Annotated in this window: 25 protein-coding genes and 1 pseudogene; 10 read left to right on the top strand and 16 right to left on the bottom strand. The window is 68.8% G+C overall.

The features are described 5' to 3' along the window. Window positions 1-4: 4 nt before the first annotated feature. From K8O92_12790 to K8O92_12805, 4 genes are read right to left on the bottom strand one after another with little or no spacing between them, the layout of a single operon-like run. Window positions 5-1,513 (bottom strand): carboxylesterase/lipase family protein, encoded by a 1,509-nt coding sequence (locus K8O92_12790; protein UAK34635.1) that lies wholly within the window; start codon window positions 1,511-1,513, stop codon window positions 5-7. Between the two features lie 13 nt (window positions 1,514-1,526). Further along, complete coding sequence (locus K8O92_12795) at window positions 1,527-2,963, bottom strand: NAD(P)/FAD-dependent oxidoreductase (protein ID UAK34636.1); 1,437 nt, start codon at window positions 2,961-2,963, stop codon at window positions 1,527-1,529. Between the two features lie 8 nt (window positions 2,964-2,971). Then, the gene (locus K8O92_12800) at window positions 2,972-3,217 is read right to left on the bottom strand and encodes a DUF2630 family protein (GenBank protein ID UAK34637.1); all 246 of its coding nucleotides are present in this window, start codon (window positions 3,215-3,217) and stop codon (window positions 2,972-2,974) included. Between the two features lie 10 nt (window positions 3,218-3,227). Continuing rightward, a complete protein-coding gene (locus K8O92_12805) occupies window positions 3,228-4,598 on the bottom strand; it encodes a PLP-dependent aminotransferase family protein (protein ID UAK34638.1) in 1,371 nt (456 codons plus the stop codon). 81 nt (window positions 4,599-4,679) lie between these two features. Between K8O92_12805 and K8O92_12810 the strand changes: the two genes are divergently transcribed. Beyond that, window positions 4,680-5,354, top strand: a complete 675-nt coding sequence (locus K8O92_12810; protein UAK34639.1) for a pyridoxamine 5'-phosphate oxidase family protein — start codon at window positions 4,680-4,682, stop codon at window positions 5,352-5,354. A 188-nt stretch (window positions 5,355-5,542) separates the two neighbouring features. Here K8O92_12810 and K8O92_12815 read toward each other — a convergent pair whose 3' ends face one another. The 3 genes from K8O92_12815 to K8O92_12825 form a co-directional block, all read right to left on the bottom strand. Further along, complete coding sequence (locus tag K8O92_12815) at window positions 5,543-6,283, bottom strand: MspA family porin (GenBank protein UAK34640.1); 741 nt, start codon at window positions 6,281-6,283, stop codon at window positions 5,543-5,545. A 286-nt stretch (window positions 6,284-6,569) separates the two neighbouring features. Continuing rightward, window positions 6,570-7,811: a hypothetical protein gene (locus K8O92_12820; GenBank protein UAK34641.1), complete on the bottom strand. Its 1,242-nt coding sequence runs from the start codon at window positions 7,809-7,811 to the stop codon at window positions 6,570-6,572. Window positions 7,812-7,816: 5 nt separating this feature from the next. Then, complete coding sequence (locus K8O92_12825; GenBank protein UAK34642.1) at window positions 7,817-8,590, bottom strand: crotonase/enoyl-CoA hydratase family protein; 774 nt, start codon at window positions 8,588-8,590, stop codon at window positions 7,817-7,819. 53 nt (window positions 8,591-8,643) lie between these two features. Between K8O92_12825 and K8O92_12830 the strand changes: the two genes are divergently transcribed. Next, window positions 8,644-9,294: a TetR/AcrR family transcriptional regulator gene (locus K8O92_12830; GenBank protein ID UAK34643.1), complete on the top strand. Its 651-nt coding sequence runs from the start codon at window positions 8,644-8,646 to the stop codon at window positions 9,292-9,294. Next, complete coding sequence (locus tag K8O92_12835; GenBank protein ID UAK34644.1) at window positions 9,281-10,900, top strand: acyl-CoA dehydrogenase family protein; 1,620 nt, start codon at window positions 9,281-9,283, stop codon at window positions 10,898-10,900. Before K8O92_12830 ends, K8O92_12835 begins: the two co-directional genes overlap by 14 nt. A 10-nt stretch (window positions 10,901-10,910) precedes the next feature. Here the strand turns inward: K8O92_12835 and K8O92_12840 are convergent, their stop codons facing one another. After that, window positions 10,911-11,312, bottom strand: a complete 402-nt coding sequence (locus tag K8O92_12840) for a nuclear transport factor 2 family protein (GenBank protein ID UAK34645.1) — start codon at window positions 11,310-11,312, stop codon at window positions 10,911-10,913. Window positions 11,313-11,360: 48 nt separating this feature from the next. On the opposite strand from K8O92_12840, the gene K8O92_12845 reads away from it, so the two are divergent. After that, the gene (locus K8O92_12845) at window positions 11,361-12,140 is read left to right on the top strand and encodes a nucleoside/nucleotide kinase family protein (GenBank protein ID UAK34646.1); all 780 of its coding nucleotides are present in this window, start codon (window positions 11,361-11,363) and stop codon (window positions 12,138-12,140) included. 177 nt (window positions 12,141-12,317) lie between these two features. Continuing rightward, a complete protein-coding gene (locus K8O92_12850; GenBank protein ID UAK34647.1) occupies window positions 12,318-12,893 on the top strand; it encodes a potassium channel family protein in 576 nt (191 codons plus the stop codon). Here K8O92_12850 and pgi read toward each other — a convergent pair. Further along, window positions 12,865-14,502, bottom strand: a complete 1,638-nt coding sequence (pgi, locus tag K8O92_12855) for a glucose-6-phosphate isomerase (GenBank protein ID UAK34648.1) — start codon at window positions 14,500-14,502, stop codon at window positions 12,865-12,867. The two genes, K8O92_12850 and pgi, sit on opposite strands and share 29 nt — an antisense overlap. Before the next feature lie 229 nt (window positions 14,503-14,731). Between pgi and K8O92_12860 the strand changes: the two genes are divergently transcribed. Then, a complete protein-coding gene (locus K8O92_12860) occupies window positions 14,732-16,189 on the top strand; it encodes an NAD-dependent succinate-semialdehyde dehydrogenase (GenBank protein ID UAK34649.1) in 1,458 nt (485 codons plus the stop codon). 88 nt (window positions 16,190-16,277) lie between these two features. Here the strand turns inward: K8O92_12860 and K8O92_12865 are convergent, their stop codons facing one another. Next, window positions 16,278-16,571, bottom strand: a complete 294-nt coding sequence (locus K8O92_12865; protein ID UAK35661.1) for a chorismate mutase — start codon at window positions 16,569-16,571, stop codon at window positions 16,278-16,280. A 384-nt stretch (window positions 16,572-16,955) separates the two neighbouring features. Here K8O92_12865 and pcrA point away from each other — a divergent pair, with 384 nt between their 5' ends. Continuing rightward, a complete protein-coding gene (gene pcrA, locus K8O92_12870) occupies window positions 16,956-19,541 on the top strand; it encodes a DNA helicase PcrA (protein UAK34650.1) in 2,586 nt (861 codons plus the stop codon). Window positions 19,542-19,598: 57 nt separating this feature from the next. Further along, window positions 19,599-20,024 carry a hypothetical protein gene (locus K8O92_12875; protein UAK34651.1) on the top strand — a complete coding sequence of 142 codons (426 nt, stop codon included), beginning with the start codon at window positions 19,599-19,601 and terminating at the stop codon, window positions 20,022-20,024. A gap of 11 nt (window positions 20,025-20,035) precedes the next feature. Here the strand turns inward: K8O92_12875 and K8O92_12880 are convergent, their stop codons facing one another. Then, window positions 20,036-20,668, bottom strand: a complete 633-nt coding sequence (locus K8O92_12880) for a TetR/AcrR family transcriptional regulator; helix-turn-helix transcriptional regulator (protein ID UAK34652.1) — start codon at window positions 20,666-20,668, stop codon at window positions 20,036-20,038. On the opposite strand from K8O92_12880, the pseudogene K8O92_12885 reads away from it, so the two are divergent. Beyond that, a pseudogene (locus tag K8O92_12885) lies at window positions 20,583-20,864 on the top strand (cytochrome P450). The gene K8O92_12880 and the pseudogene K8O92_12885 overlap by 86 nt on opposite strands. 134 nt (window positions 20,865-20,998) lie before the next feature. Here the strand turns inward: K8O92_12885 and K8O92_12890 are convergent. The 4 genes from K8O92_12890 to K8O92_12905 all read right to left on the bottom strand — a co-directional run bounded on the left by K8O92_12890 (window position 20,999) and on the right by K8O92_12905 (window position 23,248). Then, on the bottom strand, window positions 20,999-21,382 hold the full coding sequence (locus K8O92_12890; GenBank protein UAK34653.1) for a hypothetical protein: 384 nt from the start codon (window positions 21,380-21,382) through the stop codon (window positions 20,999-21,001). 34 nt (window positions 21,383-21,416) lie between these two features. Further along, complete coding sequence (locus K8O92_12895) at window positions 21,417-22,298, bottom strand: hypothetical protein (protein ID UAK34654.1); 882 nt, start codon at window positions 22,296-22,298, stop codon at window positions 21,417-21,419. Window positions 22,299-22,323: 25 nt separating this feature from the next. Beyond that, window positions 22,324-22,641, bottom strand: coding sequence for a hypothetical protein (locus K8O92_12900; GenBank protein ID UAK34655.1), 318 nt, complete (start codon window positions 22,639-22,641; stop codon window positions 22,324-22,326). 430 nt (window positions 22,642-23,071) lie between these two features. Beyond that, on the bottom strand, window positions 23,072-23,248 hold the full coding sequence (locus K8O92_12905; GenBank protein UAK34656.1) for a hypothetical protein: 177 nt from the start codon (window positions 23,246-23,248) through the stop codon (window positions 23,072-23,074). A gap of 214 nt (window positions 23,249-23,462) precedes the next feature. Here K8O92_12905 and K8O92_12910 point away from each other — a divergent pair, with 214 nt between their 5' ends. Then, a complete protein-coding gene (locus K8O92_12910) occupies window positions 23,463-24,689 on the top strand; it encodes a helix-turn-helix domain-containing protein (GenBank protein ID UAK34657.1) in 1,227 nt (408 codons plus the stop codon). Between the two features lie 129 nt (window positions 24,690-24,818). Here K8O92_12910 and K8O92_12915 read toward each other — a convergent pair whose 3' ends face one another. After that, window positions 24,819-26,165, bottom strand: a complete 1,347-nt coding sequence (locus K8O92_12915) for a M23 family metallopeptidase (GenBank protein UAK34658.1) — start codon at window positions 26,163-26,165, stop codon at window positions 24,819-24,821. Between the last annotated feature and the right edge of the window lie 493 nt (window positions 26,166-26,658).

Here is a 26,658-nt window from a genome sequence, read left to right on the forward strand (position 1 = left end):
CGGCTCAGGTCACCGTGGGCACCCGCACGCCCTGCCACGCGAGTCGTTTCGTCCGGTCCGGGTCGTGTTCCACGCGAGTGGGGTAGTCGATGATCAGGGTGGACCTGCGGGCCTCGGTATACGCGGGCCAGGACGGCAAGGGCGCTCCGGTGCGGGCGAAAGCCAGCCAATTGTCCTGGAACTGGCCGGTGACCGCGCGCAGCCCGCGCCGGCCGCCCGCAGCGGTGAAGGCCCGGCCGATCGGGGTGTCCGCGACGCCGAAGACGGGGATGAGGTCGGTCGCGTGCGTGGCGCCGAGCCCGCTCAGGTGCAGGGCGCGCGGTGCGAAGTCGTAGCGGTAGGCGTATGTCGGCGCATGTCCGCTGTGACCTTCCATAACGGTCAGCGAAGGACGCCAGAAGGTGTAATCGCCGCCCGCGCGTATCGCGGCCTTCGGCTGGGGATAACCGGGATACGCCGAAGCGATCCTGGCTTCGGCCTCGGCGGAGTGGCCGAGCGCCGAGCGAAGGCGGTCCGGGGTGGTGGGCAGTTCGTCGGCGAACCTGGCGAAGAGCGTGCCCTCGTCCCGGTTCGTGCCGATGATCAGCGGCACCCGATGCGCCGAGCCGTCGGTGATCGCGTCGACCGGGGAGCGCGGCAGGAACTCGCCGTCCACGACCGGACAGGCGGGGAAGACGCCCGGCTGTTCCCGTAGCACCTGGGCGATGGTGCGGTCGACGGCGCGGCGGATGTCGTTGGCGCCCGCGGTGCGCAGCGCGGTGTGCGCGGTGTCGGGTGTGGCGCCCAGCGCGGCGACGCAGCGGCGCGCGAAGCCGCGTGCCTCCTCGGTGGTCATCGACCAGTCGGCGGGCGGGCTCTGCGAGATGGCCCGATGGAACAGGCCCTTGGCCGCCGGTGTGGCCAGGAGACCGAGCACGGCGTGCGCTCCCGCCGACTCGCCGAAGATCGTCACGTTGCCGGGATCGCCGCCGAAGGCCGCGATGTTGGTGCGCACCCACTCCAGCGCGGCGAGTTGGTCGCGCAATCCCAGGTTGGCGTCGAACGGGTGCTGCGAGGTGCCGAACTCGCTGAAATCGACATAGCCGAACGCCCCCAGCCGGTAGTTCAGCGACACCACCACCACGTCGCCGCGCAGCGCCAGGCGCGCCCCGGAATACAGCCCGAGCGCGGAGGTGCCGATGAGATAGCCGCCGCCGTGGATGAAGACCAGCACCGGCCGCGGGCTCGCCGACGCGGACGCGGGTGCGGTGACATTCAGTGTCAGCGCGTCCTCGCTGGTCGGCTGGTAGGCGCGCGGCCCGATTCGCGCCCCGGAGCGGTGCTGCATCGCCGCGGAGGTGAATTCCGTCGCCGCCCGCACGCCCGACCACGGTTCGACCGGCTGTGGAGCGCGAAATCGCAGGTCTCCGATAGGAGGAGCCGCGTAGGGGATGGACCGCCAGCGCAAGACGCGGCGGCCCCGGCGACCACGGACGACTCCGTCGGCGGTCGCGATATCCGTTGTTGCCACCATTGGAAAATGGTAGCTATGTACGCCGCGCCTCCAACAGGCGCAACCAGAACTCGCTGACCGCCGGGAAGGATGGCACGGCGTGCCAGAGAGTGGACAGCGGCACCCGGCCGACCACCGCGATCGTCGCCGCGTGCAATTGCTCGCCCACCTCGGGGCCGACAAAGGTGGCGCCGAGCAGCGTGTCGGTGGCGCTGTCGATCACCAGTTTCGCGTGGCCCGCGTAATTGTCACGGGAGAGCGCCGAGCCGGCCACCTCGATGTCCAGTTCGACGGTCTCGACCGCGTGACCCGCGTCTGCGGCCGCGGCTTCGGTCAGGCCGACAGAGGCCACCTCCGGCGCGGTGAACACCACTTGCGGCACCTTGCCGTGGTCGGAGCTCGCGACGAACCGCGCGTCGTCCAGCGGCCGGCCCTCGGCCCGTGCCGCGATCACGTCGCCGCACACCCGGCCCTGGTACTTGCCCATATGCGTGAGCGCGGCGCGACGGTTGAGGTCGCCGACGACATACAGCCACTCGCCGTCGACACCGCGCGCGGTGAGGTGATCGTCCACCGTGACGTATCCGTCGGGCAGCCCGACCGCGTCCAGACCGAGCCCCGCCGTGGCGGGCGCGCGTCCAGCCGCCACCACGATCTCGTCCACGTCGAGTGCCGACTCCCCTTCGGGACCGCGCAACCGGACCGTGGCCGGACCGCCGTGAATCCACCCTTCGCCGGTGTCCTTCGCGGCTGGGCGCTCGACGGCGACGGGCTCGGTGCCGAAGCGGACTCGCACGCCCGCCTCGGTCAGCGCCGCCGCCACCCGATCGCGCGCGAACGGCTCGGCCGAGCCCAGCAGCGCCGAGCCCCGCACCAGCAGGGTGACCTCGGCGCCGAGCGCGGCCAGCCAGGTCGCCGCCTCGGAGGCGACCACGCCGCCGCCGACCACGGCGACCCGGCGCGGCACCTCGTGCAGATTGGTGGCGTCGCGGGAGATCCACGGCAGCGCGGCACGCAGGCCGGGCACGTCGGGGACGTTCGCGGTGGTGCCGGTGGCCAGCACGACCGCGTGCCGGGCGCGCAGCCGCCGTCCGCCGACCTCGACCGAGCGGGTACCGGTCAGGCGGCCCGCACCGCGCACGATGTCGATCCGCGTGCTCTCGGCCCAGGCGACCTGCGCGGAATCGTCGTGGTCGTGCACGAAGGCGTCGCGCCGCCGCAGCACCGCCTCGACGTCGAGGCCGGTGGCCGAGACTCCCGGCATCGCCCGCGCGGCCGCAAGGACGTGGCCCGGCCGCAGCAGCGCTTTGCTCGGAATACACGCCCAATACGAGCATTCGCCACCGATGAGTTCACGCTCGACGATGGCGGCCGTGCGGTCACTGCCCGCGACGGCATAGGCGGCGGCGTTCTCGCCCGCTGGTCCGCCACCGATCACGATGACGTCGTAGTCGGTCGGTGTGCTCGACATCGCCACGCCTACTGCAGGTAACCCTCGACCTGCGACACCGAGTTCGCCTGGACGCCATCCGGGGACCGGCCCTGATCGAGCCGCGCCCGGCGATGGCGGAGCAGGTCCCATGCCTGATCCAGCATCACTTCCAGCTCGGCCAGGCGCTGGCGTTCGGTCTTGGGGTCCAATTCGCCGTGGCTGGCCTGCGAGCGCAGCTGGTGCTCCTGGTCGACCAGTTCTTTGATGCGCGCCAAGATGTCCTGTTCGCTCATGCGGACCATGCTACGGCCGGGCGAGGCACGCGGCGGCCAACGGTGCGGCGGCGGCAAGTTCCGGCCAGGGCAGCGCTGTGTAGCCGAGCGCGATGCCGAAGTGCTCACGGCGGGCTCCCAGGTGGTATCGGGCCAGGCCGTCGAGCGCGACACCGCACGCCAGCCCCGCCGCGACCACGCGCCGCTCGGCCCGCGCCGACTCCACCGGCACGACGACGTGCGATCCCGCGTCGTCGCCGAGCACGCCGAGTCCCCGGCGGCGTAGCTCGGTCACCACCAGCGCCCGGCGCGGCGGCAGCGCGCGGCGCAGCCTGCGCAGGTGCCTGGCCAGATCGCCGTGGGCGGCCAAGGCGACCAGCACCCGCTGGCCCGCCGGGCTCGGGCCGGTGCCGGTGCGCTCCCGGTGGGCGAGCACCGCCTCGGCGATCTCAGGGGCGGCGAGCAGCCAGCCGACACCGAGGCTCGGGGACAAGATCTTGCTGGTCGTGCCCAAGTGCACCACGACGTCGGGAGCCATGGTGGCGAGCAACGGCAGCGGCGCGGTGTCGTAGCGCAATTCCCCGTCGTAGTCGTCCTCGATGACGAAGATCCCGGATCGTCGCGCGTGCTCGACCAGTTCGACCCGCCGCGCCGCAGGCATCCGCGCGCCGAGCGGGAACTGATGCGCGGGAGTGCAATACACCGCTTTGATCCGGGGCGGCAGCAGATCGACGCGCAGGCCGTCCCCGTCCACGGGGACCGCGATCACGTCGAGACCGGCCGCCGCGAAGGCCCCGGCGGCGCGCTGGTAACCCGGGTCCTCCATGGCGACGGCATCGCCCGGACGCAGCAGTGCGGCGGCCAATTCGCCTACCGCCGCGCTCGTACCGGCGGTGGCGAGCAGCACGGTGCCGCTGCCCGCGCCGATCCCGCGGTGACGCAACAGATGCTCGGTGACCGCCGTACGGAATTCCGGTTCGCCCGCGCGGTCCTTGCGTACCAGCGGGGCGTGATCCGCGGCGGTGCGCCAGGCGCGCCGCCACGCTGCCGGATCGATGGCCTCGACGCACGGAGCACCCGGGGAGAGGTCGAACAGACGCGGCGCGGCGTCCGTACTGGAGGAAGAAACGGTGCGCGCTGGCATGTCCGCCGGTGCGGTGGTCAGGTAGGTGCCTGAGCCGCGCCTGCCGTTGATCCAGCCCTCCGCGTGCAACTGGTCGTAGGCGGTGGAGACCACGGTCCGGCTCACGCCGAGTCGATCGGCCAGCGCGCGGGTGGACGGCAGCCGGTCGCCGCCGCGCAGCGGTCCGGTGGTCGCGGCGCGCCGCAGTTGGTCGGCGATCTGCACCGACAGTGGTCGCGTCGCGTCGCGATCCAGGTGCAGTGGAAGGTCCTCCAGCATAGGCTGCCCCCGGAAGTGGACTGCTGAAAATCGATCGAATTGGCACTTTGATCATGCCATTCCCGGCTGGATGCTGAGTGCATGACCGCACCAGTCCACCCACGGCCGCCACTGTCCCCGACGCCACGCAGCACACCGACCCGTTCGACCGACCGGGCCCGGACCGATCGCGCCGACTTGGACGCGGTGCTCGACGCCGGGTTGATCTGCCACCTCGGCGTGCTGCTCGGCGGCGCGCCGGTCGTGCTGCCGACCGCCTACGGCCGCGACGGCGACACGCTCTACCTGCACGGCTCGACCGGCGCGGGGAACATGCGCGCGGCACTCGCGAATGACATCTCGGTAGCCGTGACTCTGGTGGACGGCGTGGTCTACGCGCGTTCGGCCATGCATTTCTCCATGAATTACCGCTCCGCCGTCGTGCTCGGCCGTGCTCGCGCCGTGACCGACCCCGCCGAGCGCGTGCACGGGCTGCGCGTGATCGTCGAACACGCCGCGCCCGGCTCCTGGTCGCGCGTGCGCCCCCCGAACAAGAAAGAACTCGCCGCTACCGCGGTGCTCGCTCTCGACCTCACCGAGGCGTCGGTGAAGGTTCGCGAGGGCGGTCCCAAGGACGACGAGGCCGATATCGAGGTGGGCGGCGTCTGGGCGGGCGTCCTTCCTCTGCGCCCGGTGTGGGACGCTCCTGTCGACTCTCCGGATCTAACCCCAGGCATCCCTGTCCCCGCCGACGTCCTCCAGCGCGTCCACTCCTGAGCGCCCTCACCTACTGCGCGAACTCCGCATCGGCCACGGCGGGCGCCGGATGCCGAGCGGCGGTGCGAAGTAGGAAGAGGGATTCGTGGATGGGCGCGGAATCACTCCGCGCCCGGTCCGAGAATTAGAGATGTGCCGTCCTGATGCCGCTTTATCCGGGTGAGCGACGAGCAGAAGTGCGGCCGCGCTCAGAATACGAACTGAGGACCGTAACCCGTCGTTTGCGCGATGCCGTTCCTTGCCTCGGCCCGGACGGTGATGAACGGCATCGCGGAGGCCGGGGAAAGGCATCCGTTGACATTCAACGCGGTGTTGGTATGGGCGAAGGTGAAGGGGAACGTCGACTCCTCGTCCAGGTCCGCCTCGGCGATAACCGCCGCGGTCACACTGCCCGGCGCCAGATTCACCGTGATCTCACCGCCGAGTTCGCCGTTTACGCCGAAGGTGGTGTCCGCGCCGATGGCAATGGTGGGAGCGACGACGACCGGCAACTCCTCGAGCATCCCGTACTCGTTGAATTCCCCGAAATCGATCCCACCCAGCTCGATGACGATCCCGGGTGTGAATTCGACACCGGCGCCCGCGGCCGCGGCGATGGACACCGAGATACCGTCGGAAATGTCCACCGCGCAGCCGATCAGATACCCGGCGACGATCTGCCCCGCACGCAGTGTCGAGGCGCCATCGGAAACAACCGAGAAGTCCCCGGACACTTTGGCGGCGTGCGCGAATGGAATGCCCAATGCGACATCACCGCCGACGGATACGACGTTGTTGTAGTCCACCGACGCGATCAAATGTAGCCCGCCGGTGCCGACCACACCCGGCTCGGCCCCCGCAACGGTATCGGAAACAGCGAAAGAGCCGGTAGCGGCCACGATCACCGCGATGATCGCGGCAAGGGTACGCGAATGCTTGCGGTTCATCATGCTCCAGTCGAGTATCGATCGAATCGGAACTTCGTACGCGAACGGGCCCGCACGGCAGATGGTTCGTCGCGAACTCCATTCGGCGTACGCGGCAGTGGAACTCTATCGGGCGGTGCCGCTCAGGCCCGTGATCGCGCCGACACGGCGAGTCGGCCGACGCGACCGGAAAGCGGTCTCGTCGGCATCGCCCGAATTGCCTGGAATGGCGAATGAACTATTGATTCATACCAGATCCGAGTTTGCGGTCGCTGGTCGACGCGGTCTCGCGTCGATTGCGGCCGCTAGTTCACCACGCGTACGCGCGCAGTCCCGCGGATCTCACCGCGCGCCCGGCCAACTCGCGCAACGCGTCGGCGGAACCGATGCGCGCCGGATCGAGGCTCACCAGGCTGAGCACGTAGTCCTCGCCGATGCGGCACAGATAGCCGGAGAGCCGGGTGCGGGGCAGTCGCGCGGTGGTGAGGCCGGGATGGATGGCGCGGGCGGCGACGCCCGTGCAGCGGTGCGGGCCGAGCGTGCGCAAGGAGGCGGGCAGCGTTCCGATGTTGGAACACAAGATGTCCAGTTCGCCCGCGCCTTTGGACAAGGTGTGCGCCCAGCGGTCCGGGATCACCTGGAGTAGTTCTTCGGGCATGCCGCTCGGGGCGGACATGCGGTGCTCGTACGCCGAACGGGCGAGTGCGCGGATAGTCCCCGGGGTGTCGGTTCGGGTGATCGCGATGCGCGTCATGGCCAGATCATTGTCGACGCGGGGTTCGTCGCGGGTGTCGACGGGCAGGCTGGCCGCGATCGTCGCACCCGGAAACCCGCTGTCCCACAGCATGGTCGCGACGAGGTGGATGAACAGGCTGTTGGCGGTGCCGCCGTCACGCGCGGCGACGCGATCCCACCGCGCGGCCGGGCATTGCAGGATTGCGCTGTGCGTCGTGCTGTCGCCTCCGCGCGGATGCTCGTCCCGGAGCGCGGCGGCGGGCCGCGGCGGTATCCCGCGCCGGAGTGCCGCCGCGGTTCCGCGCAGGACGACCGACCACTGACGCCGGGCGTCGGACCAGTCCGATTCCCGCGCGGCGGGATTCGGCGGGCGCACCCGTGATCCGCCGAGTGCATCGTCGACGGCCAGCGCCAGCGCTCGCCCGTCGGCCAGCGCGTGCGAGGACGTGAGGGATACGACCGAGCCGCCGTCGTCCAGCGCGGCGGTCGACAGCCGCCACCCGGGACCGTATTCCGGATCGAGCCCGGCGCCCTGCGCGTCTGCCCAGTCGAGCAGTTCCGCGACCGGGAGAACGCCCTCGGCGCGCGCGATCGGGTAGGCGCGGACGTTCGGTCGCCAGCTTCGCCGAGCGCCCGGCACGCGCGCGCGAATCACTCTGCGCCCCAGCGGTCCGGCGCGCAGGGCTTCATGCACACCGACCAGGAGCGCTGGGTCCACCCGATCGGCAGTTCGCCACAGCCCTTGCAGGGCGATGGGCGTGCCGAGTCCGCGGTGGGTCCGCAGAAAGATCTCGTCGACGACGCTCAGTCGGCCCATCTGGCTCAGGCGCGAGCGCCGTGGCGTCCCGCGCCCGACGCGAAGCGCTGCGCGCCGTCCAGAGCGCCGCCCGCCAGCGCGGTCAGGCCGTGCCGGAACTCGTTGCGCAGCGCGGACTCCTCGGTCATTCCCTCCTGCTCGAGCAAGGACATGCGGTCCGAGCGCAGGCAGGTCTGCGGCAGCGCGGCCAGTTCCGCGGCGAGCGCCTCCGCGCCGCGGCGGGCTTCGCCGGTGGGCACGACGCGGTTCACCAAACCCATCTGGAGCGCCTCGTCGGCGCCCACCGCGCGTCCGGTGAGCACCAGATCCATGGCGCGGCCCATGCCGATGACCCGCGGCAGCCGCACGGTGCCGCCGTCGATCAGCGGGACGCCCCAGCGGCGGCAGAAGACGCCGAAGGTGCTGTCGCGCTCGGCGACGCGCAGATCGCACCACAGCGCGAGTTCCAGCCCGCCTGCCACCGCGTAGCCGGAGACCGCGGCGATCACCGGTTTGGACAGTCGCATCCGCGTCGGCCCCATCGGGCCGTCACCATCCTCCTCGGCGCGGTTGGAGCGCTCGGTACCGAGCGCCTTGAGGTCGGCCCCCGCGCAGAACGTGCCGCCGTCGCCCCACAGCACCGCGACCGCCGCGTCCGGGTCCGCGTCGAACTCACGGAAGGCCTCGGCCAGCGCGGCGGCGGTCGGTCCGTCCACCGCGTTGCGTGCCTCGGGCCGGTGCAGGATCACGGTGGTCACGGGGCCGTTGCGTTCGATCAGTACGGTCACGCGCTCGACCATACGCCGTAAAAGCACCCTTGTGTGAAGAAATGAATCCGTGCTTCACTTCTTGGGTGGCCTACCGCAGAACCCCTGCTGTGCAGGCCCGCCTGGACGCCCAGGCGGGGCTGATCGTGCAGGCCGCGACCAAGGTGCTGTCCAGCGGCGGATACGCCGCGCTGACCATGGCGGCGGTCGCGGCCGAGGCGGGCGTGGCCACCGGCACCGTCTACAAGAACTTCGACGGCAAGGCCGACTTGGTACGCGCGGTGTTCCGGAAAGTGGTCGCCCGCGAGGTCGCCGCGGTGGCCGCGGCGGGTGCGCGCGGAACGGCGATCGAACGGGTGACCGCCGCGGTGGAGACGTTCGCCGGCCGCGCGCTGAAGAACCCGAACCTGGCCTACGTGTTGCTCGCCGAGCCGGTCGACGCCGCCGTGGACAGCGAACGCCTGCACTTCCGGCGCGCGTTCGCCGAGACCTTCGAATCCGCGGTGGCCGAGGGCATCGCGGGCGGCGAACTCCCACCGCAGGACCCGAGGATCAGCGCGGCCGCGTTGGTCGGCGCGATCGGCGAGGTTCTGGTGGGCCCGCTCGCCGACGCGCCCCACGGCGAATCCGTCGTCCCCGAACTCATCGCTTTCGCGATCCGCGCGCTCGGCGTGCGCGACGACCCGGGCGCAGGCAGCGCTCGGCTGGAATCAGGAGTGTCAGATGCAGACGCATGAAGTCTTCAATCAGGTGCCCGACATCGTGCCGTTCGACGTCGCGCGCAATCCGGCCTTGCTCGAGGGTCTGCACCGGGAAGGCGCGGGCTGGGCCGAAGCCGAAGTGCGGGAGCTGGGCGCGCTCGCGGGCGGTGCGCAGGCGCAGGAGTGGGGCAGGCTGGCCAACGAATACCCGCCGGTGCTGCGCACCCACGACCGCTACGGCCACCGCATCGATGAGGTCGAGTTCCACCCGCACTGGCACGACCTGATGCGCGTCGCCGTCGAGCACGGCCTGCACGGCGCCGTGTGGTTGGACGACCGCCCCGGCGCGCACGTGGCGCGCGCGGCGAAGTTCTACACCTGGGGCGTCGCCGACGCGGGCCACATGTGCCCGATCTCGATGACCTACGCGGTGGTCCCCGCCCTGCGGCACAACCGCGAACTGTCGGCGAAGTACGAACCGCTGCTCGGCTCCCGCGTATACGACTTCGGCCTGCGCGAGCCGTCGACCAAGGCCGGACTCATCGCGGGCATGTCGATGACCGAGAAGCAGGGCGGCTCGGACGTCCGCGCCAACACCACCACGGCCACGCCGCAGCCGGACGGCTCCTACCGGATCGTCGGGCACAAATGGTTCACCTCCGCCCCGATGTCGGACATGTTCCTCACCCTGGCGCAGGCGCCCGGCGGACTCTCCTGCTTCCTGCTGCCCCGGGTGCTGCCGGACGGCGCCCGCAATCCCATCCGCATCCAGCGGCTCAAGGACAAGCTGGGCAACAAGTCCAACGCCTCCTCGGAGATCGAGTACGACAACGCCGTCGGCTGGCTGGTCGGCGCGGAGGGCGCGGGCGTCAAGACCATCATCGAGATGGTGAACATGACCAGGCTGGACTGCGTGATCGGCTCGGCCACCGGCATGCGTGCGGGCACGGTGTACGCGGTGCACCACGCCAGGCACCGGAAGGCGTTCGGCGCCGAGCTGATCGACCAGCCCGCCATGCGTAACGTGCTCGCCGATCTGGTGATCGAGTCCGACGCCGCGACCACCGTGATGATGCGGCTGGCCGGGGCCACCGACCGGGCGGGCCGGGATCCGGCCGAGGCGGCGCTGCGGCGCATCGCGCTGGCGGTCACCAAGTACTGGGTGTGCAAGCGGGCGCCCGCACACGCCGCCGAGGCGCTGGAATGCCTGGGCGGCAACGGATACGCCGAGGAATCCGGCATGCCGCGGCTGTACCGGGAGGCGCCGCTGATGTCCATCTGGGAAGGGTCGGGCAACGTCGCCGCGCTGGACGCGTTGCGTGCCATGGGACGTCAGCCGGAGACCGTCGAGGCCTACTTCGACGAGGTGTCGTCGGCCAAGGGTGAGAACCCGCGACTGGACGACGCGATCGCCCGGGTCGGCAAGGAGCTGTCGGACTTCGACGACATCGAGTACCGCGCCCGGCGGGTCGTGGAATTGATGGCGCTCGTGCTCCAAGGCGCGCAACTGGTGCGCCACGGTCACCCCGCCGTCGCCGATGCGTTCTGCGCCACCCGGCTCGGCGACGACTGGGGTATCGCGTTCGGCACGCTGCCCACCGGCGTGGACACCGGCGCGATCGTGGAGCGCGCGTTCGTCTGAGCCGCCTGCCTCACGCGGGCCGGGTCAGCACGCGTTCGACCAGCGCGGTGTTGCAGTACTCGACCACTTCGCGCAGCTTGCCTTCGGATACTCGGAAGACGAAGCAGTAGGTCTGATCGTAGGTTTCGCCGCGCGTGGTCACGCCTTGGCCACGCGCCTGCACGACGACGCGATCGCCCTCGGCGATGATCGTCTCCGCGGTGTTGCGGTACTCGGTGAACTGAGCCATGAGTGGACGCAGGAGCTGCTCCAGCACGACGCTTTTCGGTTCCCAGATGCCGGCCCAGGACCAGTCGCCGGGAAAGATCCAGCGGAAGTCGTCGGCCATGGCGTCGCTCAGCGCACGGGCATGGCCGAGCGACATCTGCTCGAAGATGTCCGCGAGCAGCTTCTTGTTCTCGATCGCACTCATGGCGACGACGCTATGGCCGTCCGCTCCGAGCGACAAGCGATGGCTCACATGTTCGACCATTCGGGTCATCCTGTGGACGAGTGTGGATCGCGGGATGTCCACGGCAGCGGCGCGAGAGCGGGAAGCGACAGTATTGTGGCGGCGGTGGCAGGGGAGTTCGTGGAAAGACCGGTGAGCTGGCTGGCCCGGCGAGTGCGGGCTCGGGCCGAGCGCGGCCGGTATCTGCTCGGTATCGCGGGTCCGCCGGGCGCGGGCAAGTCCACGTTGTCGGTCGCGTTGCGCGACGCGATCAATGCCGAGGCGGGCGCGATGGTCGCCGAGATCGCGCCCATGGACGGTTATCACCTGAGCAACGACGAACTGCGAACGACCGAAAGCCTCGCGCGCAAGGGCGAGCCGGACACCTTCGACGTGGACGGCTACGTCGCCGGACTGCGACGCCTGCGCACCACGCCCGTGGGTGAGCCGGTGCCATGGCCCACTTTCGACCGGACCATCGATGCCCCGGTGCCCGGCGGCGTGGTGTTCGACCGGCAATCCATCGTCCTCACCGAGGGCAACTACCTGCTGCTCGACGACTTCGAGGGGCGGCGGTGGTCGGCGGTCCGCGCACTGCTGGACGCGTGCTGGTACCTGGACGCGGCGCGCGACGTGCTCGAGGACCGCCTCTTGGACCGACACATCGGCGGCGGCCGCACGCCGTCCGCCGCGCGCGCCAAAGTCCGCGACAGCGATTTGCGCAATGCGGAACTGGTCGCGCCGACGAGGGAGCGCGCCGATCTGATCCTGCGTGAGCATGCGGGGCGCTATCGGGTTCTCGAGGGTTGAGTCGGTAGCGCGTCCGGCACACCTTCGGCCTCTCCAGCCGCGGTCGGAAGCGGATCGGCGCTGCCGACCGTCGCGACACCCGCCGTGCCGAAGGCGAGCGCCATGGATGGAAGACGGACCGCGATCGCCCGGCGCGTGCACCTGCCCGCATGTCCTACCGCGGCAGATGATGAAGGGATGACGGAACGTCGCCGAAACGGCAGGCGGTCGAGCGCCCTGCGCAACGGGCTCACGGTGGGATGCGTCCTGCTGTTCTATTACTTCTTGCCGCTGGATCTCCGGACCGATTTCGGGCGGCCCAGCCGGATACTCGGGCTGATCGCGTTCGTCGTAGGCGTCGCCGGGCTGGTCTGGCTGGCCCGGTGGCGGGTCCGCCGCTACATCACGAACCCGAGGACGGCCGGCGGGCAGATCAACGACGTGCTGCTCGTGGTGTGCGTCGTGGTGACGTTCTTCGCCCTGTACTACTACGTGCTCGAGCTGCGCATCCCCGGGCAGTTCGAGGGCCTGCACACGCGCACCGACGCGCTGTACTACACGATCGTCACCCTCGGGACCGTGGGCTACGGCGACGTGCACGCGGTCGGGCCCGCCGCGAAGGTCGCCACCATTGTTCAGGTCGTGTTCGATCTGGGCATCGTCGGCACGCTGGCCGCCATCTCGACCTCGCACGTCGTCCACCGGCTGGAACAGGCGCGGCGCGGGCAGTCACCCGGACCGGGCACTAGCGATGCGAGCGGTACCAGCGAATGAGCGAGTCGGTCGACGAATCGTCCTGCGGCTGCGGCTCTTCGGTCGAGGTGAGCAGAGGGGCCAAGGCGAGCGCCTGCTGCTTGCCGAGTTCGACACCCCACTGGTCGAAGCTGTCGATGCCCCAGATCGTGCCCTCCACGAAGACTTGGTGCTCGTAGAGCGCGATGAGCTGACCGACCACCGAGGGCGTGAGCCGGGGCGCGAGGATGGTGGTGGACGGGCGGTTGCCCGGCATCACCTTGTGCGGCACGAGTGCGGGATCGGCGCCCTCTGCGGCGATCTCCTCGGCGGTCTTGCCGAATGCGAGCACCTTGGTCTGCGCGAACAGGTTGCTCATCAGGATGTCGTGCATGCTGCCGGTGCCGTCGCTGGTCGCCAGGTCGTCGGTGGGTTGGGCGAACCCGATGAAATCCGCCGGGATCAGCCGGGTGCCCTGGTGCAACAGCTGGTAGAAGGCGTGCTGGCCGTTGGTGCCCGGTTCACCCCAGAAGACCTCACCGGTGGAAGTGGTGACCGGGGTGCCGTCGGCGCGCACCGACTTCCCGTTGGACTCCATGGTCAGCTGCTGCAGATAGGCGGGGAAACGGGCCAGATCATTCGAATACGGCAGTACCGCACGAGACTCGGCGCCGAAGAAGTTCGAGTACCAGACGCCGAGCATGCCGAGCAGTACCGGGGCGTTCTCCTCCAGCGGCGCCTCGGCGAAGTGCCGATCCACGGCGTGCATGCCCGCGAGGAATTCCGCGAAGCGCTCCTTGCCGATGGTCGCCATCACCGACAGGCCGATCGCCGAGTCCACCGAGTAGCGGCCGCCGACCCAATCCCAGAAACCGAACATGTTCTCGGTATCGATACCGAACTTCGCGACCCGCTCGGCATTGGTGGACACCGCGACGAAATGCTTGGCCACGGCGTCCTCGCCGAGCGCGGCGACGAGCCAGCGGCGGGCCGCGGTGGCGTTGGTGAGCGTCTCCAGGGTGGAGAAGGTCTTGGAGGCGACGATGAACAGCGTGGTGGCCGGATCGAGCCCGTTCAGCTTCGCGACCAGGTCGGCGGGATCGACGTTCGAGACGAACCTGGCGCCGATGCCCGCGTCCGCGTAGTGACGCAACGCCTGATGCACCATGACCGGCCCCAGGTCCGATCCGCCGATGCCGATGTTGACCACCGTCGTGATGCGCTCGCCGGTCGCCCCGCGCCATGCGCCGGAGCGCAGCGCCTCGGCGAACTCGCCCATCCGTCGCAGCACCTCGCGCACCTCGGCGCCCGCGTCGGCGCCGTCGATGGTCATGCTCGCGCCTTCGGGCAGCCGCAGCGCGACATGGCCGACCGCGCGGTCCTCCGAAGTGTTGATGTGCTCGCCCCCGAACATCGCGTCCCGCCGCTGCGGCACGCCCGCCTCGCGCGCCAATTCCACCAGCAGGTGCAACGTTTCCCGGTTGACGCGGTGCTTGCTGTAGTCGATGTGCAGGTCAGCCACCTGGACGGTCAGCTCGCTGCCCCGGGCCGGGTCGTCGGCGAAGAACTCCCTGAGGTGTCGTCCCGCGACGGTGCCGTGGTGATCGTGCAGTTTCCGCCATGCCGCCGTCGCGGTGATGTCGCTGCTCACGTTCGCCGAGAGTACAAGCAGGCACGGCCGCGCGCACGGATGCGTGCCCGGAGAGCCGGGCGGGCCGACGCCACCGCCGAGGTGAAAACCCGCTGTGCCACACCGCCCTTACCTTGGCCATCCGCACGACCGGCGGTACGGGCGGCGCACGATACCGAGCCCGCGGACCGCCGCGATCCGGCCGCCCGCGTGCGTTCCGGGATGCGCTTGCGCGGCATAGGCTGGCCGCATGGTGTCCGAACGCGAACTTCTCGAATCCGTACCGAAGCAGCTGTGGATCGGAGGGCGGCCCGTCGACGCCACCGGCGCCGGCACCTTCGCGGTGCACAATCCGTCGACCGGGGAGGCGCTGACGCACGTCGCGGACGCGACCCCGGAAGACGCGGTGCGCGCGCTCGACGCGGCCGTCGCGGTGCAGGACGACTGGGCGGCGACCCCGGCCCGCGAGCGAGGGGAGATCCTGCGCTCGGTCTTCGAGCGGATCACCGCCCGCGCGGAGGACTTCGCGCTGCTGATGACCCTGGAAATGGGCAAGGCTCTGCCGGAGAGCCGCAACGAGGTGCGCTACGGCGCCGAGTTCTTCCGGTGGTTCAGCGAGGAGGCCGTCCGGGTGCACGGACGCTACCTGCACGCGCCGTCGGGCGCGGGCCGGATCATGGTGCACAAGCAGCCGGTCGGACCCTGCCTGGCGATCACGCCGTGGAACTTCCCGCTCGCCATGGGCACACGCAAGATCGGTCCCGCGCTGGCCGCGGGCTGCACGATGATCGTCAAGCCCGCCTCGGCGACGCCGCTGACGATGCTGTTGCTGGCCGAGCTGTTCGGCGAGGCGGGGCTGCCCGACGGCGTGCTGTCGGTGCTCACCTCCAGCCGCTCCGGCGCGGTGACCCAGCCGCTGCTCGACGATCCCCGGCTGCGCAAGCTCACCTTCACCGGCTCCACCGAGGTCGGCAAGAAGCTGGTGGAGAAATCCGCGAACCGGCTGCTGCGCACCTCGATGGAACTCGGCGGGAACGCGCCGTTCGTGGTGTTCGACGACGCCGACGTCGATGCCGCCGTGCAGGGCGCGATGCTGGCGAAACTGCGCAACGGCGGCGAGGCGTGCACCGCCGCCAACCGCTTCCACGTGCACAACAGCGTGCTCGAGGAGTTCACGACCAAATTCGTCGAGGCGATCTCGAGCAGCGTGCGGCTCGGACCGGGCGCCGACCCGGACACGACACTCGGCCCGCTGATCAACCAGGAGCAACTTCGGACGGTCGGGGAACTGGTGGACGACGCCGTTGCGGCGGGCGCGCGGGTGCTGATCGGCGGCAAGGCGCCCGAAGGTCCGGGCTGGTTCTACCCGGCCACCGTGCTGCGTGATGTCCCGCCACAGGCGCGGATTCTGCGCGAGGAGGTCTTCGGCCCGGTCGCGCCGATCGTGGGCTTCCAGACCGAGGAGCAAGGGCTGGCCGCCGCCAACGACACCGAATTCGGTCTGGTCAGCTACGTCTACACCCGCGACCTCGACCGCGCCCTGCGGATCGCCGAAGGCTTGGAATCCGGCATGGTGGGCGTCAACCGCGGCGTGATCTCCGATCCCGCCGCCCCGTTCGGTGGCGTCAAGGAGTCCGGTTTCGGCCGGGAAGGCGGCACCGAGGGCATCGAGGAGTACCTGTCCACCAAGTACATCGCCCTCACCTGAATGCGGACATGAAACGACCGCCCCGGGGTGCATTACACCCGGGGCGGCCTATGGGAAGCGGCTCGCGAGCGCGCCGCAGGTTGTCAGCTCAGTGGCCGAGACGACCGCGGCCGAGGCGAAGCAGCAGCATGGCGAGGGTGTGGCCTTCCTGGCCGAGTTCGCTGAAGCGTTCCAGCACCTTCATCTCGCGGCTGTGCACCAGGCGCGGCCCGCCGGACGCCATACGCGTCCGGCCGATGATCCGGGAAATCTCCGTCCGGCGCTTGATCGCGGCCAGGATCTCGGCGTCGAGGTGATCGATCTCCTTGCGGAGCTTGTCGATCTCGGCCTCGGTCTGCGGCAGCGCCGATTCGGACCCGGTCGTCGTGGCAGGGGTGCTCATCATTCATCTCCTCGTGTCAGAACATCGATCGGCGCGTGCTCGAGGCTCGTTACCGATCAGTTCTTTCACCGTGAAACAGACCTGGTGGGGCCTTGTATTGTCCCCCCAGATGGTGCGCTCAGGTACAGGCTCCGCGGTCCCGATGTCCGGCAGGCAGCCGAATCGGATGTCTTGCGAGAGCGCTGAGCATGTGGCCAGTCTGCCACGGGCTGGAAGGTATGCAAAACGTATACGTTTGGCAATCGCGCGAGAAGCGCAGGTCGTTTCGCCCGGCCTTCCCACCAGCGGGAGTTCACGCGCCGTTCAGCCCGCCGGCGCCGAACCGATACCGATGCCGCCCGGGACTTCATCTCTGTCGGTGGCCGCCGGTAGCGTGGATGGACGATGGACATCACGGTGGCTCCCAAGACGCAGGCCGACCGGGTCGTGCACCCGGATCCGACATCGAAACCGCAGTTCGCCGGCGGTGACGCGACGGAGGGGTCGCGGCCTGCCGCCGTGCCCGAGGCGCCGCCGACAGAGGCCGAGCGCGAGCGGCAGCGCGTCGAGCGGGAGCAGCGGCGCGCCGAGGAGGCCGAACGGCTGCTCGACGGCCTCAATCCGCAGCAGCGCGCGGCGGTCGTGCACACGGGCTCCCCGCTGCTCATCGTGGCCGGAGCGGGCTCGGGCAAGACGGCCGTGCTCACCCGCCGTATCGCCTATCTGCTGGCCGCGCGCGGCGTCACGCCGGGCCAAGTGCTGGCCATCACGTTCACCAACAAAGCCGCCGCGGAGATGCGGGAGCGGGTGACGGGGCTGGTCGGCCCGCGCGCGAACGCCATGTGGGTGTCGACATTCCACTCCAGTTGCGTCCGCATCCTGCGTACCCAGGCGGCGCTGCTGCCCGGGCTGAACTCGAACTTCTCGATCTATGACGCGGACGATTCGCGGCGCCTGCTCACCATGATCGGCCGCGACATGGACATCGACCCCAAGAAGTACTCCGCGCGCCTGCTCGCGACCGCCATCTCGAATCTGAAGAACGAACTCATCGACCCGGCCCGCGCCACCGCGGACGCGGAATCCGACGACACGGAGCTGCCCGGCCTGGTGGCCAGGGTCTACACCGAATACCAGCGCAGGTTGCGCTCGGCGAACGCGCTGGACTTCGACGACCTGATCGGCGAGACGGTTGCGCTGCTGCAGAACCACCCCCAGGTCGCCGAGTACTACCGCCGCCGGTTCCGGCACGTGCTGGTGGACGAGTACCAGGACACCAACCACGCGCAATACGTCCTGGTTCGCGAATTGGTCGGCCACCACGTGGCAGACGCCGGCGAGGACCGGGTTCCGCCGAGTGAACTGTGCGTGGTCGGTGACGCCGATCAGTCCATCTACGCCTTCCGCGGCGCGACGATCCGCAATATCGAGGAGTTCGAGCGCGACTTCCCCGACGCCGAGACCATCCTGCTGGAGCAGAACTATCGCTCCACCCAGCACATCCTCTCCGCCGCGAACGCGGTGATCTCCCGCAACGAGAACCGGCGCGACAAGAAGCTGTGGACCGATTCCGGCGAGGGCGACCTGATCACCGGCTACGTCGCCGACAACGAGCACGACGAGGCGTCGTTCGTGGCACGCGAGATCGACCGGCTGGTCGACCAGGGCGAGGCCAACTACGGCGACGTCGCGGTGTTCTACCGCACGAACAACAACTCCCGAGCGCTGGAAGAGATCTTCATCCGGATGGGCCTGCCCTACAAGGTGGTCGGCGGCGTCCGCTTCTACGAGCGCAAAGAGGTGCGCGACATCGTCGCCTACCTGCGGGTGCTGGAGAACCCGGACGACGCGGTGAGCATGCGCCGCATCCTGAACACGCCGCGCCGCGGCATCGGCGACCGCGCCGAAGCGTGCGTGGCGGTGCACGCCGAACAGCGCGGGATCGGTTTCGCCGCCGCGTTGCGCGACGCCGCCGAAGGCAAGGTGGCGCTGCTGAACACACGCGCGCAGCGAGCCATCGCGGGCTTCCTCGACCTGCTCGACGACATCCGGGCCGCGGGCGAGCGCGCCGACTCGGACTTCCCCGATGTGGGCAACGTCGTCGAAGCGGTGCTCGAGCGCACCGGCTATCGCGCCGAGCTGGAGGCCTCCGACGATCCGCAGGACGGCGCGCGGCTGGACAACCTCAACGAATTGGTCAGCGTCGCGCGCGAGTTCAGCTCCGAGGCGCACAACAACGCGGAGGCGGCCCGGCAGGAGGGGCTACTGCCCGAGGTGGGCGAAGGCGAGCCGGATCCCGGTTCGCTCGCGGCGTTCCTGGAGCGGGTCTCGCTTGTGGCCGACACCGACCAGATCCCGGACGAAGGCTCCGGAGTGGTCACGATGATGACGCTGCACACCGCCAAGGGGCTGGAGTTCCCGGTGGTGTTCGTGACCGGGTGGGAGGACGGGCAGTTCCCGCACATGCGGGCGCTCGGCGATCCGACCGAGCTGGCCGAGGAACGCCGCCTGGCCTACGTCGGCATCACCAGGGCCCGGCAGCGGCTGTACCTGACGCGTGCCGTGGTGCGTTCGGGCTGGGGGCAGCCGGTCTCGAACCCGGAATCGCGATTCCTGCAGGAGATCCCCGGTCATCTCATCGACTGGCGGCGGCTCGAGCCGGCCGGATCACCCGGGACGAGGGGCATCCGGCGGCGTGGCGGGGACGACGACGGCTTGGAGCGGGACTGGACGCGCGGCGACGGCTGGTCGGAGCCGCGCCCCGGCTTGCGCGATCGCGGACCGCGCAGGCCCGCTCCGGGCGGAGCGACACGCAACAACACGAACTTGGTGCTCGCCGTGGGCGATCGGGTCAGCGACGACAAGTACGGTCTCGGCCGGGTGATCGCCGCCGAGGGCTTCGGGCCGCTGGCCACGGTGACCATAGATTTCGGCACCGCGGGCAAGATCCGGTTGATCCCGCAGTACAGCCGGACGTTGGTCAAGCTCTGAGCGGCGCGGGCCTTTCGGCCCTGCCCGCCCTCGCGTCGCACCGGTAGGGTCCGCGGCGTGGATACGATCGCCCAGCACATCCTCTGGTTTCTGCCCATGCTCTGGCTCGGCATGGTGCTGGCCATCTCGTTCCTCGAGGCGCCTCTGAAGTTCCGCGCCCCCGGGGTGACGCTGCCGCTCGGTCTCGGCATCGGCCGCTTGGTGTTCCGGGCACTGAACGTCGCCGAGGTCGCGCTCGCCGCGCTGCTGGTGGTCGCCGCACTGATCATCGGGCCCGGCCGGGCGACCTGGTGGTGGCTGGGCGCGGCCGTGATCTTGCTGGCGGTCCAGATCCTGGCGGTGCGCCCGCCGCTGTCCCGCCGCGCCGATCGGGTGCTGGCGGGGGAGGAGCTACCGCGCTCGCACGCTCATTTCTGGTACATCGGCCTGGAGGTCGTCAAGGTCGTCGCGCTGTTCGGTCTCGCGATCGCGGCGACGCCATAGGCTCGGTCGTCTCACCGATCCGGCCGCAGTTCGGGCGGGTCGGTGATCTCGATTCCCGCCGCATGTCGTAGCTGCGCGAGGAACATCGCCTGATCGTCGCCCGCCACGAGGTAGTGCGACACCGCCAGCCGCACGATCGTGGCCGCGACCAGCTCCGCATCGTCGCCCTCGACCATCGGCGCGATGAGCCCGCGCATGATCGGTATCACCCTGGTGATCTGCGACAGCACGTGATCGGGCTCCACGGCGACCAGGGGGCTCAGCGAGTACGAATCCTGGAAGTCGACGATGAAGTGCAGGACGGCGTCCAGCCGGTCGTGGCCGGTCAGTCCCTCGGTCGCGGCGCGCAGCCCCTCCTCGATGTTTCGCTGCTCGTAGCTGCCGAACGCGGCGAGCAGTTCCTCCTTCGACGAGAACAGGCGATACAGCTTCGGCCGCGACACCTTGGCCTCGGCGGCGACATCCGACAGGCTCAGCTTGCTGTGCCCTCTTCGGCCGAGCACCTCGAAGGTGGCCCGCAGGATCCGTGTCCGGGTCGTCGTGTCCGAGCTCGTGCCACCGTCCGAATCCAACCCCGTGCTCCTGCTGCTCGCCTCCGCGAACCGCGACGAGCGGGCGTTCGACGACGCGGACCGCTTCGACATCGACCGACCACATCCCGGCCACAACCTCGGCTACGGCATCCACAGCTGTCTCGGTGCGGCCCTCGCACGCCTGGAAGGCCGGATAGCGCTGGACGCGCTGCTCGACTTCATGCCCGAATACGAGTTGGATCGAGCGGGTTTGCGAAGAGCGGCGCAGACCAGCGTCGCGGGCTGGACCAACGTGCCGGTCAGATTGAGGCACTATAGGGTCGCGCTTACGCGTGGCCGGAGCACGGTCGGTAGTCATCAGGCAACAGGTGTGTCAATCGGCTGTGCCCGGTATGCCGGTTGGTTACTCCGGTGCCGCTTCGAGCTGTCCCAGCCCGTGGTTCAGTTTTTTTCGGGTGCGTAGAGTTCGGGCAAGAACAGCGCTTTGGCGCCGGCGCGGGTGTAGAGCTTCCGTTGGAGGGAGCGCAGGATCGTGATTGCTTCGGCGTCGCGCATCGGGCTGACCAGCTGGAATTCCACACCCGCGCCGAACAGATCACTGCCGAAAGCCAGTTCGCTCAGGAACAGCACCCTCGCGGTCTCCACCTCGGTCAACCTCGCGCCATCGCGGACAGCCCGCCGGAGCCTGGCGGCTTCTTCATCGAACTGGTCACGGTCGGTAAACCCCAGCGCACGCACCGGAATCGGTGCGCTTGTAGCCACTCCAACCCAGCTCGCCAGGGCGGAGTCCACGAAATCATGTTCCCTGTGTGTCAGCTTCGACATATCAAATTCCAACGAAAGTTCTCCATATCTCGTATCAACGATTACCGCCCGGTTTTCCGGGAGGCGTCCCTCCGGTGCCGCCGGGAACCCTGGAAGGGTCGAGTGATGGATCCGTGGTCCGGTTGGTGAGGCGGATGAACTCGTCCAATGGCTCCTTCGGCCGATAGACGGTGCCATGATCGTCAGTACTGGGGTCGATGATGACGATGAACCCGTCGTAGCTCATCATGACCGGGTCGCCTTTGTAGTCTTTGCCCAAACGCTCCATTTGTGGACCTTGCATGATCTGATAGACCTTTTCCGCGAGGTCGTCCTGCGTCATCCCCTTGAAGTCCTCGCGGTGCTTGGTCCAGGAGTGACCGTAAGCGATTTCCTGAGCCATCCTCATGGCGGGATCGTTGCTCCACCCGCCCGGAGGCTGCGGCAGACCGTCATTGGCTGCCTGGAACAGAATCTCTGTCGACTCGAATAGTTGAAGTTTCTCGTTGGCCTCGGCGATCTTCGCGCCCCACTGCGCATCGGCCGTCGTCAGAGTCGACACCAAGCCGTTCAGCCGTGAGAGCTGCGTCCCCGCTTCCGAACTCCAGTCATCGACGCCGGTGATGCTCCAATCGTCGGCGACGGTGACCGGTGAGATGACGTAGTGCTGGAAGATGGTCTTGATCTCCGCCAGCGGGTATTCCATATCGCGGGCAGCGCCCCCGCATGCCGTACCGAGGTCGTAGAACGCGGTGGCGATGGTGCGCATCTGGGCTTGCTCGCGGTCGGTCTTGTCCTCGGCCATGCCGCGGGCTTGCCCCTGCCACGCGAGGTCGTGGATCACGGTACGCATCGAGTTCGATGTCTTCAGGACCACGTCCGCGATGTGGTTGGACCTGTCTGCGATGCCGACCAGCGCCGAGACGTCCCAGCTCAACACCTCCTCCGGTGTGGGTGCCACTCTAGTTTCCATCGTCGACACCGGTCGGGATCAGATCGGTCACCGCCGCCAGTTGGGCGGCGGCCGCCAAATCGTCGTCGCGGTAGGTATTGGCCGCATGCTCGAGCAGTTCTGAGAACCGCGTGAATCGAGCCTGCAACGCTTCTCGTGCTCGGTCCGCCAACGTGGTTGTCTGCCCAAGACTGTGCCCGACCGCAGATCCGTTCAACTTCCCGTCGACCTGATCGGCGCCCAAGGGCGCAGTTACATCTATCTCTGTCGGCAAGGCTGCCAATGCTTGCGCCGCCGTCCGCAGGCTCTCCGGGTTGACATCGAACACAAGACCCCCCACTCCAACTCGACTCTCGTCCGGCTCGACCCAGCCTAGTTCACGGTCGGCTCACTTGCTGCGAACCTCTCACCCGACGCCCCTCTTCTCGACTAGAGCGAATCCCTTGCGAGCCTGCGACTTCCGCTTCAATCGCCAAGTATTCGAACACCGAAGATCGTTCACGCAGGCATGGGCCGAGTATCGGTCGGGCCATGTCTTGGCGCGGATGCTGAGTCAGGTGGCTGAATCCCACCGCCGCTCGGCACCGGACCGGTCGGAGCGGGGTCGTAGCTGAGACACGTTCAGCGCGGCTACCGTGAGGTGTCCGGCTTCATGCGTCCGGCGTCGATGAGGGTCTGCCGGGCCGCTGCCTTACGCGGGCATTGATCGGCGCGGCATGCCCTGTGCTGCTGCATGATCCGGTGCGCTTCGGAAACGCTCAACGGATGGTCGGGAGCTTCGTGCGGCCAGCCGGTAGGCCACAGGCGGGGTCGGGCCGCTCGGCGCGGGTGCGTTCACGTTCGCGTGCGGCGCGCCACTCGGCGGCTACGCGGTCGATGATCGCTTGCGCTGACATGTCGTCCTGTTCGGCGTCGCGCCACCAATCGAACCCCATCGCATTTCACCCCTGCTTCGTCGCTTGTCATTCGGGCGCACGCCACCCGGCGGGGTGAGGTCACCGCGAGCCGCTCACGGCTGGCGGCGCGTCCGTTCCGGACGGGACAGACGCGCCCGCCGGGTGGGTGCCGAGACAAGCGTTGCGCGGGAAACTCACTTCCGGACTGGGGAAACGGCTACAACCCGTCTACGAATCCGCCTACGATCCACGCATGGGGACGGATGGGGGATTGCCGCCTGATATCGGGGAGCGTTTGCGGGCCGCCAGGCAGGCGGCGGGGTTTTCGCTGGCGGAGTTGGCGGCGCGGATTCCGTTCTCGCGCAGTTATCTGGGTCATGTGGAGACTGGGACACGCGTCGCGTCTGCCGATGTGGTCGCGGCCTATATGCGCGCATGCGGTGAGATGACGTGTGATCCTGTCACACTGGTCGGTGTGTTGGGCAGAGCGGATGTCGACCGGCGGTCGTTCCTGCGGACGTCCGTCTACAGCGCGGCGCTTTCGGCTACCGCGCTGGCGACACCGTCGGATGTGGCCCGGTTGGTCCGAGTCCACGACACCGCGCGCGTCGGCATGTCGGAAGTCCGTGCTGTACAGGCAATTACCGATGCTTTTCTGCGTCTGGACGAGGTCAAGGGCGGTGGTATCGGCCGGACTGCTGTCGCGGAGTTTCTGAGTACGGATGTCGCGTCGTTGCTGCGGTCGCGGTTCGCTGATTCGAAGGTTCGTTCCGCTGCGTTCAGCGCTGCCGCCGAGTTGGCCTATCTGGCGGGTTTCAAAGCGCACGATGCGGGGGCGGACGGTATCGCGCAGCGGTATTACCTGTCGGCGTTGCGGCTCGCGGAGGAATCCGGAGTTCCGGGACAGGATGGTTTCTGTTTCCGCATTCTCGGGTTGCACGCCACCGATGTCCGGCAGCTGCAGCACGCCGCCGAGCTCGCCGAACGCGGAGTGGCGGCGGCGCGCGACACGGTATGTCCGGACACCATGTCCTTGTTCCTGGTCGGTCTGGCGCGCTGCTATGCCGAAACGGGGCAGCATCGAGCGGCGCGGAGCACCCTCCGGAAGGCGGAACCATGGATAGACACGGAAGTCACCACAGAGCTACCTCGCTGGGCGGCGCTCTGGTGCCCGAACAAAGCGAGCGTAGCCAGGCAGACATCGAAAGCGTTCGCCGCCCTGGGTGACCACGCTGAGGCCGAGCGGTACCTGTACCTGTCGCATTCGATGTGGAACCCCGAGACCCACACCAGGATTCATGCGCTTTCCGCTGCGGAAACAGGGTTGATCCGATGGCGTCTCGGACGGCACGAGGACGCGGCGAAGCTGTGGCGGTACGCGCTGCCCATTCTGTCCGACGTGTCCTCTGAACGCGCATCAAAAGTATTGCGTAAGGTGCGGAAGGCTGCGCCGGAATTGTTCGCAGGCACGGCAATGTAGGCAACGTGACAGCCGCCTCCGCATGACAGCGGACGCGAGCCCATTCTTGCTCGGTGCCAGTCGAGGCGACCCGGTCCGCGAGGTGGCGCGGGTGTGGAAGCGGCCGGACTGGTGACGCGGCCGCGTCGTTCAGTCGCGCTGCGGGCCGAGGCTGATGCCGCGGGTCGCCAGCCAGGGGAGCGGGTCTACCTTGTCGACGCCGTTCAGCCAGACCTCGAAGTGGCAGTGCGGACCGGTGGAGAACCCGCGGTTGCCGATTGTGGCGATCTGGTCGCCGGCGAGCACGCGCTGGCCCTGCGACACCGTGGCGGTGTCGATGTGGCCGTAGATGGTGACGGTGCCGTCGTCGTGCAGCAGGCGGACCCACATGCCGAAGCCCGACGCGGGACCGGCTTCGATCACGGTGCCGTCGGCGACGGCGTAGATCGGAGTGCCGATCGGGCCCGCGATGTCGATGCCGAGGTGCTGCACGCCCCAGCGGGCGCCGAACCCGGAGGTGAAGGTGCCCGCGGCGAAGAACTTGTGGAAGAGCGGGCGAAGCTTCGCGGACTCCTGGGCAGCGAGGTCTTCGGCGTACTTCTGGCCCTTCTGCAACATGTCGTTGAACTGATCGAGATGGGCAGGCGAGGAGACGTTGAGCACCTGGGGGGAATCCGGCGCTGCTGTCGGATCGGCCACGTTCATCGACTGCGCGGCGATCTCGTGGATCTGTCCCGCGGCTTCGTAGTCGACGGCCTGCGACGGCTGCTCGGGTGCGGCGAAGGCGGCCTGCCCGGCCGCGACGACCGCGCCCGCGGCGACGGCGGCGACGGCGGCGCGACCTTTGAGCGCGGCAGGCGGCGCGGGCACGCGGTGCGCGCCACCGCGCTTGTTCGTGGATCGGCGGGCCGGAATAACGTTCGGTACGGCGGGTGCGCTGCGCTCCTGATCAACGGCCTCGGGCTCGGTGGTCTCGGTCGCCCAGGATTCCTCGGGCGCCCAGCAGCCGGTGTCGGACACCCACGATTTCTCGTCGGGCGTCCAGGAACTCTCTTCGGCCCACGCCTCGCCGGAGTTTTCGGTCCACGTGTCGCGGGAGTTCTCGGTCCACGTGTCGCCGGAGTTCTCGGTCCACGCGTCGCCTGCGTTCCATGCGCCGCCATCGGACCAGGTGCCCTGCTGAGCCCAATTCTGTTGCGCCCACGAGCTGTTCGTGTCCCAGGCGTTGTCGTAGGCGGCGCGGGGGGCGGCGTATGACTCGCTCTGGTAAGCGGGCTGGGCATAGCTTGGATCGACGGGCGCATCGGCCGCGTAGTCGTATCCACCGCTCGTGGGGTGGAAGTAGTCCGCCCGCGGCGGCGCATCGTATCCGGCGTGGTGCTGATCGAACGAGGGATCGGCGTGGCTGCCCACCGGGTCGAAGGGCTCGTCGTCGGGGCGGTAACGATGTCCCGACCGGACCCGATCAGTGGAAGCGAAGGTGGAGCTGTGGTTCATCGGCGGTGCCACATCGTGAAGCTGTTGAAACTCGAAAACTGCCTGATCAGCGGCGTCGATCGGTCGGATGCGGAGCGGCTCTCCGTCTGCGGAGTGCTGTGCTGCGTCAAAGCTTGCCGTCCTCCTAGTCGTGACCGTGTTGTGACATCGACCGCACTGACGGTAACGAAACGATTGCGTGCCCACAAGCGCTGCGCATGTTCCGTGACAAACATGTGAGATTGATCACGATTAGCCTGCCGATTAACTCACTGCGCTATGGGCATTCCGGAGAGGTTCCTCGACGACGGGTTGTAGTAGTTCGTCGCGCGTTCCCGGGTTCGGCCGCTCTACCTGCCACGGTGCCGAAAACCTACTCGTCAGTAGCGGTGGCCAGCGGTTTTACCGCTCCCGCGCACCGGTCCGTGACCTGCGCCACTTACGATGAACGTGGCCGATTGGCCCTCCATGTGACTGATTAGAGTCCGACCCGACCCGCTTCCGACGTCGGGCC

This window comes from Nocardia asteroides (assembly GCA_019930625.1).
GTDB classification, from domain to species: Bacteria; Actinomycetota; Actinomycetes; order Mycobacteriales; family Mycobacteriaceae; genus Nocardia; species Nocardia sputi.

Bases quoted from the DNA above. Each gene is read 5' to 3' on its own strand.
- K8O92_12865 (UAK35661.1), bottom strand. From the start codon at position 16,571: ATGAGCACCCCTGCCACGACGACCGGGTCCGAATCGGCGCTGCCGCAG.
- K8O92_12840 (UAK34645.1), bottom strand. From the start codon at position 11,312: ATGAGTGCGATCGAGAACAAGAAGCTGCTCGCGGACATCTTCGAGCAG.
- K8O92_12810 (UAK34639.1), top strand. From the start codon at position 4,680: ATGACCGCACCAGTCCACCCACGGCCGCCACTGTCCCCGACGCCACGC.
- K8O92_12910 (UAK34657.1), top strand. From the start codon at position 23,463: ATGGGGACGGATGGGGGATTGCCGCCTGATATCGGGGAGCGTTTGCGG.
- K8O92_12825 (UAK34642.1), bottom strand. From the start codon at position 8,590: ATGGTCGAGCGCGTGACCGTACTGATCGAACGCAACGGCCCCGTGACC.
- K8O92_12890 (UAK34653.1), bottom strand. From the start codon at position 21,382: ATGTCGAAGCTGACACACAGGGAACATGATTTCGTGGACTCCGCCCTG.
- K8O92_12795 (UAK34636.1), bottom strand. From the start codon at position 2,963: ATGTCGAGCACACCGACCGACTACGACGTCATCGTGATCGGTGGCGGA.
- K8O92_12805 (UAK34638.1), bottom strand. From the start codon at position 4,598: ATGCTGGAGGACCTTCCACTGCACCTGGATCGCGACGCGACGCGACCA.
- K8O92_12815 (UAK34640.1), bottom strand. From the start codon at position 6,283: ATGATGAACCGCAAGCATTCGCGTACCCTTGCCGCGATCATCGCGGTG.
- K8O92_12880 (UAK34652.1), bottom strand. From the start codon at position 20,668: ATGTCGAAGCGGTCCGCGTCGTCGAACGCCCGCTCGTCGCGGTTCGCG.
- K8O92_12905 (UAK34656.1), bottom strand. From the start codon at position 23,248: ATGGGGTTCGATTGGTGGCGCGACGCCGAACAGGACGACATGTCAGCG.
- K8O92_12845 (UAK34646.1), top strand. From the start codon at position 11,361: ATGTTCGACCATTCGGGTCATCCTGTGGACGAGTGTGGATCGCGGGAT.
- K8O92_12820 (UAK34641.1), bottom strand. From the start codon at position 7,811: ATGGGCCGACTGAGCGTCGTCGACGAGATCTTTCTGCGGACCCACCGC.
- K8O92_12790 (UAK34635.1), bottom strand. From the start codon at position 1,513: ATGGTGGCAACAACGGATATCGCGACCGCCGACGGAGTCGTCCGTGGT.
- K8O92_12915 (UAK34658.1), bottom strand. From the start codon at position 26,165: ATGAACCACAGCTCCACCTTCGCTTCCACTGATCGGGTCCGGTCGGGA.
- K8O92_12835 (UAK34644.1), top strand. From the start codon at position 9,281: ATGCAGACGCATGAAGTCTTCAATCAGGTGCCCGACATCGTGCCGTTC.
- K8O92_12800 (UAK34637.1), bottom strand. From the start codon at position 3,217: ATGAGCGAACAGGACATCTTGGCGCGCATCAAAGAACTGGTCGACCAG.
- K8O92_12850 (UAK34647.1), top strand. From the start codon at position 12,318: ATGACGGAACGTCGCCGAAACGGCAGGCGGTCGAGCGCCCTGCGCAAC.
- pcrA (UAK34650.1), top strand. From the start codon at position 16,956: ATGGACATCACGGTGGCTCCCAAGACGCAGGCCGACCGGGTCGTGCAC.
- K8O92_12860 (UAK34649.1), top strand. From the start codon at position 14,732: ATGGTGTCCGAACGCGAACTTCTCGAATCCGTACCGAAGCAGCTGTGG.